The sequence below is a fragment of the Anabaena sp. FACHB-1391 genome, from assembly GCF_014696755.1.
Lineage (GTDB): Bacteria > Cyanobacteriota > Cyanobacteriia > Cyanobacteriales > Nostocaceae > Dolichospermum > Dolichospermum planctonicum.
Genome location: NZ_JACJQS010000006.1, coordinates 13,566 through 34,038, shown reverse-complemented (window position 1 = coordinate 34,038; position 20,473 = coordinate 13,566). Strand labels below are relative to the sequence as shown.

Sequence of the window (20,473 nt, the reverse complement as noted above, 5' to 3'; positions counted from 1 at the left end):
TTGTTTATTAATTGACTAAATGGGACTAAATAGGTTTGACAATAACAATACCATAGGCGTTTGGGGATAGGTAGTTTTTGGCTGCTTGGATTAAGTCAGTTGCTTGTTGTGCGTACATAAGTTGGGGATAGTTAAAGGCTGGTTCTAAGTCACCAATTAAAGATTGATAATAACCATATAATCCAGCGCGATCGCTTGGTGTTTCGTTGCTAAATATAAACCGATTGGCTACACGTTGTTGAATACGGGCGATTTCTGATTCTTTGACTAATTCTGTTTGTAATATGTGAAGATGTTGAGCGATCGCTTTTTCTACGGCGGCTAAGTTTTCTACAGGGCATTTAGCGGAAATTGAAAATACTCCTTGCCATAAGTTACTCATATTATTAACAGAAATTGAAGATACTAATTGCTGTTCTTCTCGTAAATCATAGACTAATCTGGAAGTTCTGCCCTGTGCTAAAATTCCGGCAATAATATCAAGTGCATAGGTTTGATTTAATTCTTTTAATCCAGGAACCCGCCAAATCATGACTAGTCTTGCTTGTTGGAGAGTTTTGTCAATAATTTCTTGACGCACAATTTCTGTAAATGCGGGTTCAGGAATTACTGGTGTTTCTGTTGGTTTATTGGTTATTTGTTGATGGTTTTGATTAAATTCTGTGGCGATAATTTCTATTAATTCCTCTACTGGTAGATTACCCACGGCTACGGCTGTGATTGACTGGGGTTGATACCAATGAGTATGAAAATCGCGCATTTGTTGGGGTTTGACTTGAGAAATAACTGCAGCAGGTCCAAGGACTGGACGACGATAGGGTAAGGTATCAAAGGCGGTTTCCATGATATGGCGATAAATGCGTCGTCCGGGGTTGTCTTCAGAGCGTCTAATTTCTTCTAAAACTACTAATCGTTCCCGTTCAAAGGCATGATCAGGAATGGTAGGATTACAAACGATATCTATTTGTAGAGGTGCTAATTCGGCGAAGTCTTTAGGTGCGGTTGTGATATAATAGTGGGTATAGTCTTGGCTAGTGGCAGCATTAGTGACAGCGCCGCGCTCTTCAATGCGACGTTCAAACTCACCACTGATGAGTTTTTGTGTACCTTTAAAGACTATATGTTCTAAAAAGTGAGCCATACCATTAATAGCGTCAGTTTCCATTGCAGAACCTGTTTTTACCCACAAATCAAGATTAACCGCATCTATTGGCATTTGTTCAGCAATAATAGTCAAGCCATTAGGTAAATGGTGCAAGGTGGGTGTATGAAGACGGGGAAGTTTCGCCAGAGTTGATGTCATTACTTATAGTGGTTTCAGCTATGTTACTTCTTCTATATTACAACTTTCTTGATGGTGTAAACCTTCTCATCTATAAACTGTTAGTATTTAGTAGAATATTTTTCTGGTAATATAAAGCACTATAATTTGATTGCAAATCATATTAATTATTCATATTTATTCAATGATGATAAATCATCAATACGAGCAAATTTAGCATAACTAGGACTTCGTTTACCAACTTCTTTAATCATTTCTATTGCTTCGGAAATATGTAATGCGTGAGCAAGATAAGGAAGAATATAGAAAAGAGCAAAAGCGGTATATTCCTGATCAAATTTACAAGATTGCGTCACCAATTCTATGGCTTCTTGATTGCCAGTTTTTGCAAGTTTCAAGAAAAATACTATTAATGGTTTAAGCTTTCCACTTCGATGTTGTATTAAATCATTTCTATTAAGACTTAATATTTCTGCGACAACCTTTCCACCTTTATCTTTTCCGTTAACATGAGCTAAGTGAGCTTTTTCATCCCAATAAAATTCAAGATATTGGTATATATCACAATCTTCATCAGTGGGATCAATCAATAATGGAGTACCATCACAATCAAGAGGAAATTTATTTCCTTTATTTTCGGCATTATTACAAACTTCACAAGCATAAAGAAGGTTATTCCAATCAAAAGTTAAATCAACATATTGAGATTTAGGTCTAAAATGCTCAATTCTTCCTGCTGAAATTTCAACCTTCCGTTCACAAAAAGCACATTTACCAGAAAACATATCATATAGTGGCTGCTTTACAGTATTTATCTTATGTTTTGCAGTTTTGCCTGGATTATATTTATCTTGGGCATTTTTTACTTTTTTCTTTGCTGCTTGAATTTGTTCTTTGCTTGATGTCGGATCATTCTCTATTTCTTCAAGATTGATAATAGCTTCTTGAAGTTTTTTTAACCATTTATCAGCATTTTGTTTGAGAATATCTGGTGTGCTTGTTCTTTTAACTGGAATCATTACAAATTTTCCTCTAAATACTTATTAATTTTATCCTCTAAACTACCCGGTTCTGGTTTACCTCCAATCGGTCGAAATTCTTTCATAAATTGTCTTAATTTTTCATATTCCTCAATTTCTTCCCCTTGTAAATGATTTCTATTAGCTGTCAGATAATTATAACGATCTATTTTCTCTTGTGTAGCTGGAGAATGAGTAGAAACTAAACCAAAAGCAGGACTTTTTAAAATATAATCAGCATCATAAGCTGCAATATTCTCAACTGGTTCAATTTGGACTTCTCCATTAATCATTTTGACAGTTAAAGTAAGTGTATCATCTCCAGCACCAGCAGCAACAAAAGGACTATGAGTAGCTACAAAAAATTGTAGGTTAGGAAAAACGGTTCTTAGCTTTTTAGCAATCAATCTTTGCCAAACTGGATGTAAATGAATATCTAATTCATCTATTAAGACAATACCTGATCCTTGACGAGGATCGGTTTCTAGATGGGAAAAGGTTTGAAATAAACGCCAAATTAAATCCCCAACTAAAGCGATAATACTGCGAAAACCATCTGATAATTGAGTAATAGGAATTAACTGATTTTCTAAGGAAAAAAGAATAATTCCATCATTTGTAACTTGATCAAATTTAATATTTCCAGGTAAAAGTTCGATAATAGCTTTTTTTCCTAATTCCATCATCTGTTTAGATTTAGCATCATCAGGATTTTTAGCAATACGATAATCTAAAAAAACCATCCATTCTTGAAAAGTTTTCAAACTATCATTTTCTTCAAACTGTGTCCTAAAATTACTTTCACGATCTGCCCTTTGGAGTTCTCTTAAGTTTACCGGATTGCCTTCACTACGAGAAAGACGACGAAAAGGACCATAACCAGCAGCAAACCACCCTTGAGAATCTAAAGTAAAGGCATTTGTTCTTAACCATTCCAGAGTTTCTGAATTTTTGGGATTTAGTGTATTTGCTGGATAATTTTCTCCACCAATTCGGGTATTTTTATTACCTATGATCAAGTAAGAATAATCATAAGAGAATTTGTTTCTACCTTTATTTAGCATCATGCCTTCATCATCATTATTTCTTTGTATTGTCGCTGTTAATTGACCATATTCCGAATTATTCCTTACCCAATTTTGAGGAGATAACATAAGTTTTTTAGCCCCATCTGAACCGGCTAAAAGTAAGGCAATTGCTTGAAGCAATGTACTTTTTCCTACTCCATTTTCACCTAATAATGTGATCCACTTATAGGGATTATTTTTATTGTGAAATGAAATAGTTTGTTCTCGAAATCCTTTGACATCTTTAATTTTAATACTCTTTAGCCACATAATAGTATATCTCTCTGAGAAAATATTAGTTTTAATCAACTCTTTGGGATAATTCAATTTTAACTCATATCGAGTAGTTTAGATCAAAAAATACCATTGTATAAAAACAATAACACAATATTAGGTTAGGCAAAATGCCCAACCTATAAAATAGCAAAATTAGAAACGCAGAAATACCTCTACAGTCTCTACACTAAATTAACTCAATTCAAAAACACCGAACCACTAATTGCTTGTCCAGAAGAAGATAATGGCAAAAATTTCTCCACTAGCAATTCCTGGAAAGTTTTGACATCATTTTGCCAGTTACCAATTACTTGTTGTAAGTCTTGGATTTTTTCGGTGATGGTGTTACCTAATAGGGGATAATTTAAGTTACCAGAAAATAAAATTGCTGGTGTTACCTGTTCCCCAAATTGAACATTTACTTGATTAATAGCTAAATTCAAAACTCCGCGCTTTAAGGGGTAAGTTAACTCCAAGGAAGCATTGACTTTACTCCCCCCAAATTCTTGCCACGAACCAGGAGATAAAAGCTTACCACAGATATATTGATAAGCATCCGTTTCTGATGGAAAACCGACAAATCCTTTGGGGTTAATTCCCACTGCTTGATACTCTATTTGAGATAACTTTTCTATCAATTGACTCGCAATTGCTGCTACTTGAATCTCTGCTTGAGTTTTCGGTCCTATCATCTCTAAGACATTTAGTCGGTTCGGTTGGACAATGATTCCCACACCGTTTTTATAAACCAACTGTACTAAATTGTTATTGTACACTGGTTGATTTGCTAATTCCCAATCAGCAGGAATAATTCCCGTATATTTGAGAAAATCTGGGTTTAAAACTGCGGGATTGAGATTTTTAGCGACGATAGAAACCGCTATTTCTGAGATTTGTAAACTATTGCTCATAAACTCCTGGTTATTGCTGAATTTATTAACAGTATAAACACTGTCAAAACTAGTATAAGTCAAAAATCAAATATTTGTAAGTGTAAACTGTTTGTTTACATTGTCTTAATATATACACGCTAAATATAGATCAATTGCTTTTAAACTAATTTGTTGACAATAAATAAATTTTTTATTGTAAACTAATAATTAGTAATATTAAGAATTATGTCAAATTTATCTCATACAAAAAATCAATCCCGTGTGATTGTCATTGGTGCAGGTATAGGTGGACTTACGGCAGGTGCATTATTATCCAATAAAGGTTATAACGTCCTTGTACTTGACCAAGCAATAGTTCCTGGTGGTTGCGCTTCCACCTTCAAACGTCAAGGATTTATTTTTGATGTTGGTGCGACCCAAGTTGCAGGTTTAGAACCTGGGGGAATTCATCACCGCATTTTCTCGGAATTAAATATAGAATTACCCGCAGCTACACCTTGTGACCCAGCTTGTACGGTATATCTTCCCGGAGAGTCTATACCTATTAATGTGTGGCGTGATGCGGAAAAATGGCAAGAAGAACGCCAAAAACAATTTCCGGGAAGTGAATCTTTTTGGCAATTATTAACAACTTTATTTAATGCTAGTTGGGAATTTCAAGGACGTGATCCTGTGCTACCACCGCGTAATTTATGGGATTTAAAACAATTAATTAAAGCAGTGCGTCCAAGTACATTTATAACTGCACCTTTCACCTTTATGACAGTGGGAGATGCTTTACGATTATGTGGTTTAGGAAATGACAAAAGACTGCGGACATTTTTAGATTTACAACTCAAATTATATTCCCAAGTTAGCGCGGAAGAAACCGCCTTACTTTATGCAGCCACAGCTTTGAATGTATCCCAATTACCCCAAGGATTATTTCATCTCCAAGGCAGTATGCAAGTATTGAGCGATCGCTTGGTAGAATCTTTAGAACGAGATGGTGGTAAATTATTAATGAGACATACCGTCAAAAAAATCAAAGTTGAAAATAACCAAGCTAAATCTGTAATCATTAAAAATCAGAAAACAGGGGAAATTTGGACAGAAGCAGCAGATCATATAATTGCTAACGTTACAGTTGAAAACTTAGTTCAACTATTAGGAGAAAACGCCCCTTGGGGATATAAACAAAGAGTAGAAAAACTACCTCCTGCTTCTGGCGCTTTTGTTGTTTATATAGGTGTAGATAAGAGTGCAATTCCTGCCAATTGTCCACCGCATTTACAATTTTTATATGATATTAATGGACCAATTGGCGAAAATAATTCCCTATTTGTATCTGTAAGTCATGAAGGAGACGGCCGCGCACCATTAGGAAAAGCCACAATTATCGCTTCTTCCTTTGTTGATTTTACTCCCTGGTGGGAAACTGAAAATTACGAAGAGTTAAAACAAAAATTCACCCAAGAAGCAATATCCAAACTTTCCCAATATTTCTATTTAAAACCAGAAACCATCATTTATGTAGAAGCAGCCACACCTCGTACCTTTGCTAATTATACAGGTAGAGAAAAGGGAATTGTAGGCGGTATTGGTCAAAGAATTTCCACCTTTGGACCCTTTGGTTTTGCTAATCGTACTCCTATTAATAATTTGTGGTTAGTTGGTGATTCTACCCACCCTGGAGAAGGAACTGCGGGGGTAAGTTATTCGGCTTTGACGGTAGTTAGACAAATTCAAAATCAAGGGTAAAATTCTTTTTTTTCACGCAGAGTCGCCCAGACGCGGAGGAGAGATTTTACAGAAGAATAGTTAGTGATTCAAAATTAGGACTTTGCTACAGCAGTTCCCGATATTATGAAGTACAGATATTAATAATAAAACTCTTGTGGTGCGGGCATACTTCGACCAATCTCAGTACAAGTCTTGCCCGCACAAGGTGTACCTCACTCAAAGCTACTTGCTGTATGTTTAAGTATGAAATTAAAAAATCAAGAATTTCTCACTCTTAATCTTTCCGTCTTTGCGTTTTTGCGTCAGACTAATTCATACTTAAAATTAGCAAAATTATAAATTAATTACTAATTAATTACTAACTTCTGAAGGCTGAGATTCTTCTGCTGGTGTTGCTTCTGGCGTGGATTCCACTGATGGAGTAAGTGGTGATTTGGGAATCAGCAATTGCCGCCAAGTTCTAATTTGTTCCCTAGCATCAGTATAAGCACTACTACCGCGAGGAATTAACTTCGCTGTATTAATAGCTTTGGCAACATCATCTTCACTTTGAGAACGTGCTATTTGTAATAATTGTTGACTCCATTGGTCAATGGCAATGTTCACATCTAAACGCAAACTGTTACGATTAGATACCCGATTTGCCAACTCCATAGCCTGAACTAAAGCTTCTGGTGTGCCAATCTCTGCAACTTGCTTGGCTTTTTGCCAACTTTCCTGAGAGCGAATTTGGTCTTGCCAGGTATCTATAGCCGTTTGGGCTTCATCCGACAAAGCCCGTCCTGATGCAGCGATTTTTTGAGCTTCACTAATCGCAGTTTTAAAATCACCATTATCGGCCAATACCCTAGCCTGATCTAAGTATGGTTGATCTTGAATACGCTCAATTTTTGCAGTCCATAGCCGAATCTTTTTCCTCGCTTCTGGATATAATGCTCGCCCCGAACGAATTTGACTAACTTCAGCGATCGCAGTTTGTAAAGAGCTAACATCTTCACTAATTGCGATTTGTTCAGCCCGTTCTAAATATGGTCTATCTTCAATCGTCTCCACCTGGCCACGCCAACGCCCCATTTCCTGACGGGCTTCCTTCCCACGGGGATTACTACTAGGAATTAATTGTACCTCAGAAATAGCCGCTGTTAAATCACTAACCGTACCTTGACTAGCTAAATTCCGGGCTTTTTCTAAGCGAGAAACATCTTCAAGTTCTAATTGCCAACTAGCAATTAATTGCTGTGCTTCATTATAATTTTCCCTAGAAGCATCTATTTGTTGAGCTTGAGAAATCGCCGTTTCTAACCCAGCCACAGTACCAATAAAAGCGCTTCTTTTCGCCTCACCCAAAAACAGAAAATCATCAACTTCCGCCTGTAATGCCGGAATAGGGGGGATTTTTCGAGCAATTTCCAGTGCTGTATCAGCATCTCGCCCTTTCATCTTCCCTTGTGCTAATTTAAGTATTTTCCGCGCAAATCCAGTGATTAGCTCCTGGGCTTTTTGGTATAAATAACTTTCTGGTTTAATCGTTTTAGCTAGTTTAATCGCTTTGAGTAAATTATCTAAACTCCGGGTTTCTGCTAAATTTTCAGCTTTGTAAAGTTTATCCCCATCTTCCCGCGCCGTGACAATAATATTATTTAATTGCTCATATTTAGTATTTGCCCAGTATTTATTATTTACCCGCAGTAATCTAGCTGTGAGCATAAAAGCCGATTGCCAATGTCTTTGGCGCAGTTCCTGTTCCGCTTCTTGGTAGATTCCTTCGGCTTTTGACCAAATTGACTGCCATTTTTCAATTTGCTCTTCTACTAATTTACTCGCTTCTAAATCCGCTGGAATTTGACGAGCAGTAGCGATCGCCCCCTGCAAATCCCCCGACTGAAAAGTCTCATCAGCTAGTTGTAAAATATCCCGTGACCATTTTTCTAAAAACCGATTGATTTCCCCCCGTAGAGGGTGATTTTCTGGTAACTGTTTCACCAAAGCGATCGCTTGGAGCAAATCATTAACTGTTTGCTTAGAAGCCGCCAACTGAGCGCAGTGTAACCTAACTGACGCACTCGCTAAAGGCCAGAAAATTTGCGGGCAATTAGGAGCAGAAGGCAGTTTAAACAACATAGATATTGCCAAAAACCCCACACTCCCAGGAATCAAAGTTAGCACTACCGCTAAAGGTATCCATCCCTTCATCCAAGGTGGCATTTTCTCAGTTATAACACTGATATAAAAATTAGCTTTAGAAGCATTATTTATAGATAGGCCAGTGCCATCTTGATTTTTTCCATTCTTCACAGACTTAAAATGAGAACCAACAGCAGTAGTATCAGCCGTTTGATTATTTGGTATATAGTTGGGCTGAAGCCCAATAGATTCATCTACTTGGTCCAAAGGCCAATTATCTGGAATATCCCGTTCTGTCATTGCTCACACCACAGTAATTAATTGAATAGCGATATGAAAGTAGGTAGATCAATAAATATAGATAATATTATGCTTAATATCCTCACTTTCCCATCAATAACATTACTATTATTTGGTTTGAGTATGACTAATTACATTAACCAGAAATTAAAGATTCTTTTTGTAAATCTAGAATTAGCTGAGTTAAATCATCACTAGTTGCCTGATAAACATTACCACAAAAGTCACAAATTGCCTCCGCACCATTATCTTTAACAATCATGTCCTCAAGTTCAGCCTCTCCCAATATTTTCAGCGCCCCTAGCACCCGCTCAAAAGAGCAACCACAATGAAAGCGTAGCATTTGACTTTCGGGAAATATGTTCAATCCCATATCTCCTAACAAATCATGCAAGATTTCCGTCAATGTTTTCCCCGCTTGTAGTAGTGGTGTAAAACCGGATAAAGCGGAAACTCTTGATTCTAAAGTCGCTACCAGTTCTTCATCTTTAGCCGCCTTAGGTAACACTTGTAGCAGTATTCCCCCGGCTGCTGTTACCCCCTGTTGTCCCACAAATACACCCAAAACTAACGCCGAAGGAGTTTGTTCCGAATTTAGGAGATAATGGGCTACATCCTCACCTATTTCCCCGGAAACCAGTTCCACTGTACTAGAGTAAGGATAGCCATAACCAACATCTCGGACTACATAAAGATAGCCCCCACCCACAGCAGAACCAACATCCAGTTTACCTTTGTGATTGAGAGGCAATTCCGCAGATGGATTACCGACATAACCCCTAACAGTTCCATCTAAACCTGCATCTGCTAATATACCACCTAAAGGACCATCTCCTTTAACGCGAACATTTACCCTAGAGCCTTGTCGTTTCATGCTTGAAGCCATTAACAAACCAGCCGCCATTGTTCTTCCTAGTGCTGCTGTCGCCACATAGGACAATTTATGGCGAACCCTTGCTTCTTCCGTTAACCGGGTGGTAATCACACCTACTGCTTTAATCCCCCCATTCGCCGCAGTCCCACGAATTAATTGATCTGCCATGAAAAACCTTACAATTCTTTTGGTGACTTTTGTATTTTAGCTTAAACAGTAGAAGCCGTTGATTAACCCATTACCCATTACCCATTACCCATTACCATGCTAGGTACATTTCAACAAAGCCAAATCCGCATCGAAATTCCAGCATCAGCTGATGCCATTCATGATAGTATTCTTCATCCAGTACAATTGAAAAAATGGCTCTTAGGACAAAATTTCCCCCCGGAAATGCCCACAGAATTGCCACCGGGCTTTGAATTTACTACTTGGACAGGACCTGTATCCATTCATCATCGAGTAGATGTGGTAAAACCCAATTGTTTGCGATTACTACTCAGTGGAGCCATTGATGGCTTTCACGAATGGTACTGGGGTGAAGGTTGGGTACAGTCACGCTTAGAAGGTGTATCTATGTTACCTCTCAATTTAGGTCAAAGCCTCAGTTTATTTAGCTTGCGTCAGTTTTTATCAGGGATAAGAAATTAACCGCAGATAAAAAAATATCCCCTATTCCCTACAAGAAAATGGGGATTTTCTGTAAACTTTTTGACTTTTCAAACATCCTCTGAACAGCAAATTACTTGTTAATATTAATTAATCTCCAGTAATTTATAATCTCGGAGCAATTTTGTGTTTTCAGCACTTAATAATTCCCGCAGGCTATCAATCTCATTTAATATCTCGATTTCCCGTCTACATTCTTGTTGTAAAATTGACAAGTAGCGCTCGCGCTGCTTTTCTGTTTTGGCCTCTTTGAGCATACAAATGGCCATGTTAATGTTAGAAACAGGATTGGATAAGTCTATAGAAACTTTTCTTAATAGGCTTTCTCGAACCTGTGCCAGTTCGTTGGAGTTTTGCAACTCAAGCTGATTGGTTTTGATTTCCTTTTGCAGTCTTGCTGACTTCCGAGCTTCTTTTAGATAGGCTTGACCAGGGATTAAACGTTTTTGCAATCTAGCTTTTACTGCTTGTAATATTTCCAAAGGCTCAAAAGGTTTAGTAATGTAATCATCAGCACCTAGACACATACCTTGACGTAAATCACTGCGGTTGGCTCTAGCAGTGAGAAAAATCAGGGGGATATCAGCACACTTGGGTTCTTGTCGCAGTTTTTGTAAAACCTCATAGCCATTGATTCCTGGTATCATAATGTCACAGATGATTAAATCAGGATTTTTATTTTTCGCCAATTGTAGCCCGGTTGTTCCGTCTACAGCGGTAATAACGTTGAAATCTGCCAATTCTAAAATTTCTTGCAGATTTGAGAGAATTTGAGTTTCATCTTCGATTACTAAAATTAAGCTCATGACTCAAAGTTGACCTCTAGGGAATTATCTATGTATATTTCCGACAATTTTTTTGTGATTTTATTCACTTAATGCCGGCCATTATACAGCAAATTGTACATACTCAACTTTTAAATAATGATTTAATAACGAATTTTGCTACTCCGAAAATTTTTTCCCTCATACCACAATACTGTTCAGTTAGAGCCGCCAAAATTAAATTATCTTTACTTTGTATCCTTACCTTAACAGTATTGGTGTATAATAGACTCTGGTATAGTTCCATGGACGCACCCAAATCAGGTATTGACCACATTTACTTAAATAATGAAAAGCTATAGCGCGAATATATTAAAAGAAATACCCCTGAGATTAGTCTTAATTGTTCCCTTTGTCTTGCAAATTGTCGGGGCTGTGGGGTTAGTTGGTTATCTTTCATACTATACTGGGGAAAAGGTAGTAGAGAATATGGCTAAAGAATTGATCACAGAAATTTCTGACCACATTGATCAAAGTCTAGATGATTATTTGGAACACCTAATACAAACTAGCGAAAATAATGTGGCTCTGATCAAATTAGGTATTATGAATTATCAGGATTTAGCCACAGTAAAAAACTATTTTTGGCGGCAGTTACAAATAATTGATCACATAAATGATGTTGCCATTGCTACAGAGAAAAACAGATTTTTGGCAGTAGCTAAACAAAAAGATGGATCTGGGATGATTATTCTCAGAGATCAGTCAACTAATTATAAATGGAATACCTACTTCACTGACAATCTAGGGAATTACAATCAGTCTAAAAATATCATTAATTCTCAAACCGAACCCTCGGAAGATACTCGATCAAGTCATTGGTATCAAACAGCGAAAAATGCAGCAGGAGAGGGAATTTGGCACTTTATTGTTTCAAGAAATAACCACAATGAACCAACTTTAATTATTGGCTATTTATTAGCATTCTTTGATCAGAATAATACTTTTCAGGGAGTTGTTAGTACCTCTGTTCCTCTATCTCAACTAGAGGATTTCCTGCGAAAATTGAAAATAGGTAAGACAGGTCAAGCTTTTATTTTAGAACGGAGCGGGTTATTAGTTGCTAGTTCCACTGGTGAAGATCCTTTTCTTTTAGGTTTATCAACCTCTTTCAATTTTTCTAAACCAGATAATTTGAGTAAATACAGATTAAATACACTGAACAGTCGTAACGATCTAACTCGGGAAACAACTCAAAACCTATTAGCACATTTCCAGGGAATTGAGCGAATAACAACAAAACAAAACCTGATCTTTGTCTCCAAAAATGGGCAACGGCATTTTGTCGAAGTTATACCAGCGTCGGTTGATAGAAATTTAGATTGGCTAACAGTTGTTGTGATTCCTGAAACCGATTTTCTTAAAGAAATTAAGAACAATATTGATTTGACCATTGTATTGTGTGGTCTAACTCTACTGATTAGCACGGGGATGGGTTTTCTCACCACTAGATGTGTAAATAAATCCATTCTACAGTTAAATAGAGCCACTCAAGCTCTAGAACTAGCCAACTGTCAACCATTTTGGAGAGAATCAGATCTTGCTTTAATGGAAGTTAAATGTATTAAAGAATTGGTAAATCTGTCCAATTCCTTCAAGAGAATGGCTATTCAGTTACAATCATCTCTAATAACTTTGGAAGAGCGAGTTGAGCAAAGAACCGCAGAATTATTCATTGCTAAAGAAAAAGCTGAAATAGCAAATCAAGCCAAAAGCGAGTTTCTTGCTAACATGAGTCACGAATTGCGTACACCCCTAAATGGTATTTTAGGCTATGCCCAGATTTTGAGCCGGACACAACTTACTCAGGAGCAACAGCGGGGAATTGCTGTGATTTATCAATGTGGTACTCACTTACTCACCCTGATTAACGATATCCTTGATATTGCCAAAATTGAAGCCCGGAAAATGGAACTTGATCCTGTACCTTGTTATTTACCATCTTTATTACAAGGAGTAGCGGAAATTGCCAGAATTAAAGCAGAGGAAAAAAGCCTAGATTTTATTTACGAATTAGCAGAAAATATGCCATCAGGAGTTATTCTAGATGAAAAGCGGGTTAGACAAATTTTGCTAAATCTCTTGAATAATGCCATCAAGTTTACAAATAGAGGACAAGTTATTTTTAGAGCTATTATTAGTGATAATGATATAAAAACATTGACATCCTCTTCTGTGAAAATCAAGTTTCAGGTTGAAGATACTGGAATTGGCATGAACAGCGAGGAATTAACAAGAATTTTTATGCCTTTTGAACAGACGGGAACATCTAAACAAAAAACAGAAGGAACTGGTTTAGGTTTAGCAATTAGTAAAAGTTTTGTAGAAATGATGGGTAGTCACTTGGAAGTTAAAAGTGAATTGGGAATTGGCACTTTATTTGAATTTGAGATCCAGTGTTCTTTGGCTGATAACTGGGCTAAAGCTAATACTATGACTAATTTAGGCCAAATTGTGGGATATTCTGGCCAGCGTAGACAAATTTTAGTAGTTGATGATCGTTGGGAAAATCGCTCTGTAATCGTTAGTTTACTTGCTCCCTTGGGTTTTATAGTTATAGAAGCTAACAATGGTGAAGAAGCTTTACAAAAGGCTATAGAAAATCCTCCTGATCTGATAATTTCTGACCTAAAAATGCCGATTATGGACGGGTGGGAAATGCTGACTCAAATACGTGAATTAGCCGAGTTGAGAAACACAATCGTGATTATTTCTTCTGCTAGTGTATTTGATGCAGACCGTCAAAAAAGCTTGCTTATCGGTGGACAGGGTTTTTTACCTAAACCAGTGAAAACAGAAGAACTTTATTGGATATTAGCCCAACAACTTCATCTGAACTGGATTTATGCAGAATCCATGACAAATGACACTAAAACATCCATGGAAGTTACTGATACAGAAATGGTTGTGCCACCAGCCTCGGATTTAACCATATTGCTAGAATATGCTATGAAAGGACAAATTCGGGAAATAAATCATGAGCTAAACCGTCTGGAGCAAAGCGGTGAAATTTACCGTCCCTTTATAGATAAAATGACTTTGATGCTGCGAGGATATAAAATTGTTAAGATCCGTGAATTTCTGCAAAATATCAGTAAACAAAAAACATCTTTACCTAAATAGTGTACTCTAGAAAAGAGAGTCTTGGGATTTAATCTCAAAATAACGTAGTATACTGGGGTTAGTCGTATTTAAACTCAAGATGAAATACCTAACCCATGAACAAGTTTATAAACAATTCAGCACTATGAAACTCAAAGTTAAAAATCAGTTAACCGTTACGAGAATCGCTATTTTCATTCATAATTTATAAATCATAAGGAAAAGATTTTGAAAACTTTAACTAAGCAGTCCATAATTTTAGTAGTTGATGACAATCCCACCAATTTAGAAATTCTTGATCATGCTTTGAATCAAGAAGGGTACAAAGTGCGAATCGAAGCAGAGGGGTTAAATGTCATGAAACAAGCCCGTTTGAGTATTCCTGATTTAATCCTATTGGATATTATGTTGCCTGATATTAATGGATTTGAGGTTTGTCAGCAATTGAAAGCCGATCCCTTGACCAAGTCTATACCTATAATTTTTATGACTGCTCTGGCTGATACTGTTGATAAAATTAAAGGGTTAAATTTAGGTGCCGTGGACTATATAACTAAGCCATTTCAAAAACAAGAATTACTTGCTCGTGTGCGTGGACATTTGCAGTTACGAGAATTAACTAAAACTTTAGAAATCCAGAATCAACAACTCATAGAACTGAAAAGTGAGCTAGAAAATCGCGTTGCTGAACGGACAGCAGAATTAAGTCAGGCTCTAGAAAAAGAAAAGGAAGTAAATCAATTAAAATCCCGGTTCATTACCATGGCATCCCACGAGTTTCGCACTCCTTTAGCGATTATTTCTTCATCATCGGGTATTTTACAAAATTTTAGCGATCGCCTCAGTGAAAAAAGAAAACAGGAACATCTAGAAACAATCCAAAATACAATCAGGCATATCATCCAAATCCTTGATGATGTCCTCATGATTAACCAAGCTGAAGCTGAAAAAATAGAAGTAAACCTAGAACCATTAGATATCATTAAGTTCTGTCGTCATCTCAAGGAGCAAATAGAAGCTAGTTTTACCTCCCATGGAATTGATTTTTATATAGATTTAGGTGATGAAATTTTCAGCAATTATCAGATTGTTCAAGTAGACAAAAAACTGTTGCGGCAAATTATAACCAACCTCCTGACTAATGCTATTAAGTATTCTCCTAATCACAATTTAGTTAACTTTAGTTTGTCTAAGAAAGATGACCAACTTATCTTTAAAATTAGTGATCATGGTATTGGTATTCCTGAAGCGGACCAAGTTCATTTATTTGAGTATTTTCAGCGCGGATCTAACGTCGGGACACTTCCTGGTACAGGTTTAGGTTTGTCCATAGTCAAAAAATGCGTGGATTTGCACCAGGGGGAAATTACCTTCTATAGTGAATTAGGAAAGGGAACAGTATTTACAGTGATTCTTCCTTTTTTAAAGGGCTGAAAATTTGATCAATTAGCAGTTTTGTTGCTCATACTTTCACTGTTGTGATACTGAAATCGGTAAATTTGAACACATAAATACTATTTACACTGATTGATATGCAAAGCATCCAGGATTCTATTAATCAGATCATCATCTAAAGTTTATATTAGTTTAATCTACAATGGTCAAGAAAAGATAAATTTAGAATCATAACTAGCTCAGGCACAGGATTCTTATAAAATTCTCAACAAAATTCTCAACAAAATTCTCAACAAAATTTATGTCCCCAATTAACAATTATACCCCCACAGACAGCCACAATCAAAAACTCAAAATCATTGGTATGGCCACAATATTATTATCTTTAGCTGCTTGTACTAACGTCCAAAGTCCCAACCAGTTAAAAACAAATGACAAACCATTAAAAGTTGCTATTCCTGAACATGAATTTCCAGGAAAATCACAACTATCAACTAAAATTGAAAATCTAAATTTTACCGTCCCCAGCAAATATCAGGGGAAGACAGTTTATCAAGTCGAACCCAGTAATAAAGAGAAAGTAATTGCGTTAACTATTGATGATGGTCCTTGGCCAAAAACAACCTTAGAAATGCTGGATATCTGCAAACAAAATAATGTCAAAGTTACATTTTTTTGGGTAGGAAATGCTTTACAAGCTAACCCCGAAATTGCTAAACGAGTTGTAGCTGAAGGCCACGCTATCGGTAATCACACTTGGCATCATTGGTATCGAAATATGGATGCAGCTACAGCAAAAAGTGAAATTGAACGCACAAATGACCTAATTTACAAGACAACAGGCGTTAAAACATCTTTTTTCCGCCCTCCAGGAGGCTATTTAAACAACGGATTAGCTGCTTATGCCAAAAATCAAAAAAACTCCGTTGTCCTCTGGTCTGTCACCTCAGCAGACACCGATCCTCGCGCTAAACCTCAAGCCTTTGTGAAAAATGTTCTTAAAGGAGCAAAACCTGGCGCAATTGTGTTAATGCACGATGGTGGAGGAAATCGGGAGAGAACAGTGAAAGCCTTACCAGAAATTATTAGCGGGCTTAAACAGCAAGGATACCGATTTGTCACAGTTCCTGAACTCTTGAAAATGCAGCCATAAATATCCTCTTCTATTATTCTAGATTTGCTTGTATATCTATCTAAATATTTTTTGCAAATGTTAGCTTATCAATAAACACAAAGACTTAACCACAATTTCCCCAGTAAGTTCACTGTCACAGTTGTTGAAGGGTTTAAAACGGTTCTCTCCCCTCAAATATGAAATCTATTTTGCTATATTGAACATTTTTTTAAAGATACTACACTTGTATTACTACTCTGTATATATCTGTAAGGAGAAAAAATCATGCAAACCATTACACGCATTTCAACAACTGATATGGAAGTTACTAGTATTCGTCTAGAACGGGTACTAAAGGATAAACTTAAAGATATGGCTGGTAATCAAGGATATCAGTCTCTAATTCGAGATATCCTGTGGAATTATATCCAGCAAAAATCTGGTGAGTGGAAACCGCGTTTTTCTAAATCTGATATTCGTGCCAGTATTTGTGCTATAGCGGAACAAGAACAACGTTGTGTCCTCACAGGTAAATTAATTGAACCACAACAGTCAATGTTGTTAGGATTAACCAGAAATGGTGATATGCTTCCTCTGAGCTTGGAAAGTTTATCTGGCTAGTTGGGAATTTTAGTTAATTTTACCCATTTATACCCTTGTAATTGGGTAAAATACCACTTTCAACTTGATTTTAAACATTTCACTATGGGTTTTAGTATTAACTCGGATGCAAAATATCAGCTTTATGGGTTATTTATAGGTAAATAGAATAAAAAACAATGGTAACTGATTCTTCTACACTCAGTAACAATATTTCTCCTGAAGAAAACTTAGATACCAATGAAGTAGCTATTCAGGTTGATAAATTATCAGACAGACAGCGCCAAATTAGCGCGATAATCCAAATTCCCCAACCAGTAGAAAAAGTTTGGCAAATTCTCACGGACTATGAATCATTACCTGATTTTATTCCCAATCTAGCCAAAAGCACTCTTCTTGAACATCCCAATGGAGGCATTCGACTGGAACAAATTGGTAGAGCGAGTTTACTTAATTTTAAATTCTGTGCCCGTGTGGTTTTGGATTTAGAGGAATCATTTCCTAAATTAATCCAATTCAATATGGTAGAAGGAGATTTTAAGGGTTTTTCGGGTTTTTGGTGCTTAGAGCCTTGTTTTCTCAGTGAACAACAAGGTACTACTCTTTGCTACACCATCCAAGTTTGGCCTAAACTGACTATGCCAATCTCAATTATTGAACGCCGTCTCAGTCAAGACCTGCAAGCCAACCTCTTAGCAATTCGTCAGCGCTCTCTAGAAACCATACTCTAACTAATTATTTGGTTATAGGAACTACAAAAAAATAAGAAATTAGAAAGAATAAAAGGATAGAAAAAACTTTTCTATCCCTTCCTTAGTACCCCCAAGGGAATTCGAATCCCTGTTACCTCCGTGAAAGGGAGGTGTCCTAGGCCTCTAGACGATGGGGGCTTGTTTCTCATCACTTTAAACAATATAGCGGATTTTTTTGAGGATGTCAATAGGTTGGGAAAAAATTTTTTTGAGCAGTCTGGGAAAGGGTTAGAGGCGCGAGCAGGGGAAATAAACTGCTGACGGTTGGATAAAATCTACTAAAATCTTAGTGAGATAACTTTGGTGGGTACTGTTTTCCTATGGGCGTTGCTGATTTGATGTGTGAAAATGATTTTTGATGATATCCAAACTCTTGTAGAGAAGTTCCATGGAACGTCTCTACACCTAAATTCATGCTTGGTTTGGGCAACGCCGCCTATGAAGGTCTCCAGATACTCTTGTTTACCAGTTTCCTTGCTATATGATTCTGTACACAGGATTTTGATTTGAAATCTATGGCTCAAAATCTACAACATGGAAGCACCTTTTGAAATCACCATCCAGATGGTGATCACTGTTTTTGCGGGCATTAGCGCCCAGGTAATGGCTGCATATTTCAAGCTACCCAGCATTGTCTTACTACTGCTATTAGGCATTCTTTTGGGTAAAGACGGTTTGGGACTATTGCAACCGCACTTACTAGGGGCAGGATTAGAAGTGATTGTTTCCCTAGCAACGGCAATCATTTTGTTTGAGGGAGGACTGAAATTAGATCGGCAAGAGTTGGGCAAGGTTTCCGTTAGTTTACAGTTACTTGTGACACTGGGAACAATGATCACTCTGTTGGGGGGTAGTCTGGCCGCTCACTGGTTGGGTGAATTTCCTTGGAATATAGCTTTTCTCTATGCGTCTATTGTTGTTGTTACTGGTCCAACTGTCATTGGTCCATTAATTCAACAAATTAATGTAGATAGACAAGTAGCAACGCTGTTAGAAGGAGAAGGGATTATCATTGATCCCGTGGGTGCTATTCTGGCTTATGTAGTCCTAGATACGATTTTAAACGGTGATACAGACCCGATTAATGCCATTATTGGTCTCCTCTTACGTTTCGGTGTAGGTGCGGGTATAGGTGGTATTGGTGGCTACTTAATGAGTTGGATCTTCAAACGGGCCAATTTCATCTCCTTTGAACTGAAAAATCTGGTTGTACTGGCAATGTTATGGGTATTATTCACCCTAGCGCAAATCATCCGCAGCGAGTCGGGAATTATGACTACAGTGGTGGCTGGTGCGGTATTTGCTAACTCTTCAGTTCCCGAAGAACGTTTATTGCGAAGTTTTAAAAATCAACTTACCATTCTCAGTGTTTCTGTTTTATTCATCCTCCTAGCGGCTGATTTATCTATTGCCAGTGTCTTGGCTTTGGGTTGGGGGAGTTTATTGACTGTTTTGGTGTTAATGTTTGTCGTCCGTCCCATTAATATCATTCTTTGTACTTGGAACAGTGACTTAAATTGGCGACAAAAACTATTTTTAAGTTGGGTTGCACCCAGAGGCATAGTTTCCGCTTCTGTGGCTTCTTTATTTGCGATTTTACTCACCCAACGCGGCATTAATGGTGGTGACTCAATTAAGGCTTTAGTGTTTTTAACAATTATTATGACAGTTTTTTGTCAAGGTTTAACCGCTGGCTGGTTGGTTAAATTGTTAAGAATTACTTCTCAAGACGCAACTGGGGCGGTAATTGTCGGCTGTAATCCTTTGGGTTTATTAATTGCTCGCTTTTTTCAAGAACGGGGAGAAAGTGTCGTGATGATTGATACTGATCCAGAACGTTTAGCCCAAGCTGAAGCCCAAAATCTTAGGGTAATTGCTAGTAGTGCTTTGGACGGGGAAATACTCGAAGAGGCCGGAATTGGTTCAATGGGTACTTTTTTGGCAATTACAAGTAATGGTGAGGTAAATTTTGTTTTAGCACAACGGGCAGCTGAGGAATTTAATCCCCCCTGTGTTTTAGCTGCTTTTCCCCGTCACCCTCAAGGTTCTCCTTTGGTTAATAGTAAAGTTGATCAGGCTTTTGTTTCTGATTTACCAATAAAAACTTGGAATGAATATTTAAGTAATGGACAGGTTAAGTTAGGTGCAACTACATTAAATGTGGCAGAATTTGCATCTCAACAAGAACATATACAAGAAAAAATTCAGGATGGGATTTTAATACCTCTTTTGCTAGAACGGGAAGAACGTTTACAGGTAATGTCAGCTACCCAAGAATGGGAAATTGGCGATCGCATTATCTATCTATTATATGATTCCCGTCCTAATCTTTTAAAACTGCTCTCTGGTGCGAGTCAATCTACACCTTTAACGGTGGAAACATTAGCAGAAGTCGAAGAAATCAGGAGCAAAAATACTAATGTTTAAAGATTTCCGTAATTTAAATATCCATTATCTTTA

15 protein-coding genes and 1 tRNA gene are annotated in these 20,473 nt (G+C 37.2%); 8 read left to right on the top strand and 8 right to left on the bottom strand.

Translation table 11 applies throughout. The features are described 5' to 3' along the window. Positions 1-25: 25 nt before the first annotated feature. From H6F62_RS04290 to H6F62_RS04275, 4 genes are all read right to left on the bottom strand, one after another. Positions 26-1,303 carry a pitrilysin family protein gene (locus H6F62_RS04290; protein WP_190371422.1) on the bottom strand — a complete coding sequence of 426 codons (1,278 nt, stop codon included), beginning with the start codon at positions 1,301-1,303 and terminating at the stop codon, positions 26-28. A 146-nt stretch (positions 1,304-1,449) separates the two neighbouring features. Further along, complete coding sequence (locus H6F62_RS04285; protein WP_190371421.1) at positions 1,450-2,301, bottom strand: retron system putative HNH endonuclease; 852 nt, start codon at positions 2,299-2,301, stop codon at positions 1,450-1,452. Further along, complete coding sequence (locus H6F62_RS04280; RefSeq protein ID WP_137908075.1) at positions 2,301-3,638, bottom strand: AAA family ATPase; 1,338 nt, start codon at positions 3,636-3,638, stop codon at positions 2,301-2,303. Before H6F62_RS04280 ends, H6F62_RS04285 begins: the two co-directional genes overlap by 1 nt. Positions 3,639-3,841: 203 nt before the next feature. Then, complete coding sequence (locus H6F62_RS04275; RefSeq protein ID WP_137908076.1) at positions 3,842-4,555, bottom strand: hypothetical protein; 714 nt, start codon at positions 4,553-4,555, stop codon at positions 3,842-3,844. A gap of 207 nt (positions 4,556-4,762) precedes the next feature. Here H6F62_RS04275 and crtD point away from each other — a divergent pair, with 207 nt between their 5' ends. Then, complete coding sequence (gene crtD, locus H6F62_RS04270; RefSeq protein ID WP_137908077.1) at positions 4,763-6,277, top strand: C-3',4' desaturase CrtD; 1,515 nt, start codon at positions 4,763-4,765, stop codon at positions 6,275-6,277. Positions 6,278-6,610: 333 nt separating this feature from the next. Here crtD and H6F62_RS04265 read toward each other — a convergent pair whose 3' ends face one another. Both H6F62_RS04265 and hslO read right to left on the bottom strand, forming a co-directional pair. Continuing rightward, complete coding sequence (locus H6F62_RS04265; RefSeq protein WP_190371420.1) at positions 6,611-8,683, bottom strand: chromosome segregation ATPase; 2,073 nt, start codon at positions 8,681-8,683, stop codon at positions 6,611-6,613. 136 nt (positions 8,684-8,819) lie between these two features. Continuing rightward, complete coding sequence (hslO, locus tag H6F62_RS04260; RefSeq protein WP_137908079.1) at positions 8,820-9,725, bottom strand: Hsp33 family molecular chaperone HslO; 906 nt, start codon at positions 9,723-9,725, stop codon at positions 8,820-8,822. Between the two features lie 96 nt (positions 9,726-9,821). Here hslO and H6F62_RS04255 point away from each other — a divergent pair, with 96 nt between their 5' ends. Beyond that, the gene (locus H6F62_RS04255; protein ID WP_137908080.1) at positions 9,822-10,208 is read left to right on the top strand and encodes a hypothetical protein; all 387 of its coding nucleotides are present in this window, start codon (positions 9,822-9,824) and stop codon (positions 10,206-10,208) included. A 104-nt stretch (positions 10,209-10,312) separates the two neighbouring features. Here H6F62_RS04255 and H6F62_RS04250 read toward each other — a convergent pair whose 3' ends face one another. After that, a complete protein-coding gene (locus tag H6F62_RS04250) occupies positions 10,313-11,032 on the bottom strand; it encodes a response regulator (RefSeq protein ID WP_137908081.1) in 720 nt (239 codons plus the stop codon). 306 nt (positions 11,033-11,338) lie between these two features. Here H6F62_RS04250 and H6F62_RS04245 point away from each other — a divergent pair, with 306 nt between their 5' ends. The 5 genes from H6F62_RS04245 to H6F62_RS04225 all read left to right on the top strand — a co-directional run bounded on the left by H6F62_RS04245 (position 11,339) and on the right by H6F62_RS04225 (position 17,992). Beyond that, a complete protein-coding gene (locus H6F62_RS04245; RefSeq protein ID WP_190371419.1) occupies positions 11,339-14,173 on the top strand; it encodes an ATP-binding protein in 2,835 nt (944 codons plus the stop codon). 207 nt (positions 14,174-14,380) lie between these two features. Further along, positions 14,381-15,586, top strand: coding sequence for a hybrid sensor histidine kinase/response regulator (locus H6F62_RS04240; RefSeq protein WP_137908083.1), 1,206 nt, complete (start codon positions 14,381-14,383; stop codon positions 15,584-15,586). Between the two features lie 262 nt (positions 15,587-15,848). Next, entirely contained in the window at positions 15,849-16,700 is an 852-nt protein-coding gene (locus tag H6F62_RS04235) for a polysaccharide deacetylase family protein (RefSeq protein WP_137908084.1), read from the top strand. Between the two features lie 246 nt (positions 16,701-16,946). Next, positions 16,947-17,282, top strand: coding sequence for a hypothetical protein (locus tag H6F62_RS04230; protein ID WP_190371418.1), 336 nt, complete (start codon positions 16,947-16,949; stop codon positions 17,280-17,282). A 158-nt stretch (positions 17,283-17,440) separates the two neighbouring features. Beyond that, positions 17,441-17,992, top strand: a complete 552-nt coding sequence (locus H6F62_RS04225) for an SRPBCC family protein (RefSeq protein ID WP_137908086.1) — start codon at positions 17,441-17,443, stop codon at positions 17,990-17,992. An 86-nt stretch (positions 17,993-18,078) separates the two neighbouring features. Here the strand turns inward: H6F62_RS04225 and H6F62_RS04220 are convergent. After that, positions 18,079-18,151: transfer RNA gene (locus tag H6F62_RS04220), tRNA-Glu, on the bottom strand. A gap of 396 nt (positions 18,152-18,547) precedes the next feature. On the opposite strand from H6F62_RS04220, the gene H6F62_RS04215 reads away from it, so the two are divergent. Beyond that, positions 18,548-20,440 carry a cation:proton antiporter gene (locus H6F62_RS04215; RefSeq protein WP_137908087.1) on the top strand — a complete coding sequence of 631 codons (1,893 nt, stop codon included), beginning with the start codon at positions 18,548-18,550 and terminating at the stop codon, positions 20,438-20,440. Positions 20,441-20,473 lie beyond the last annotated feature (33 nt).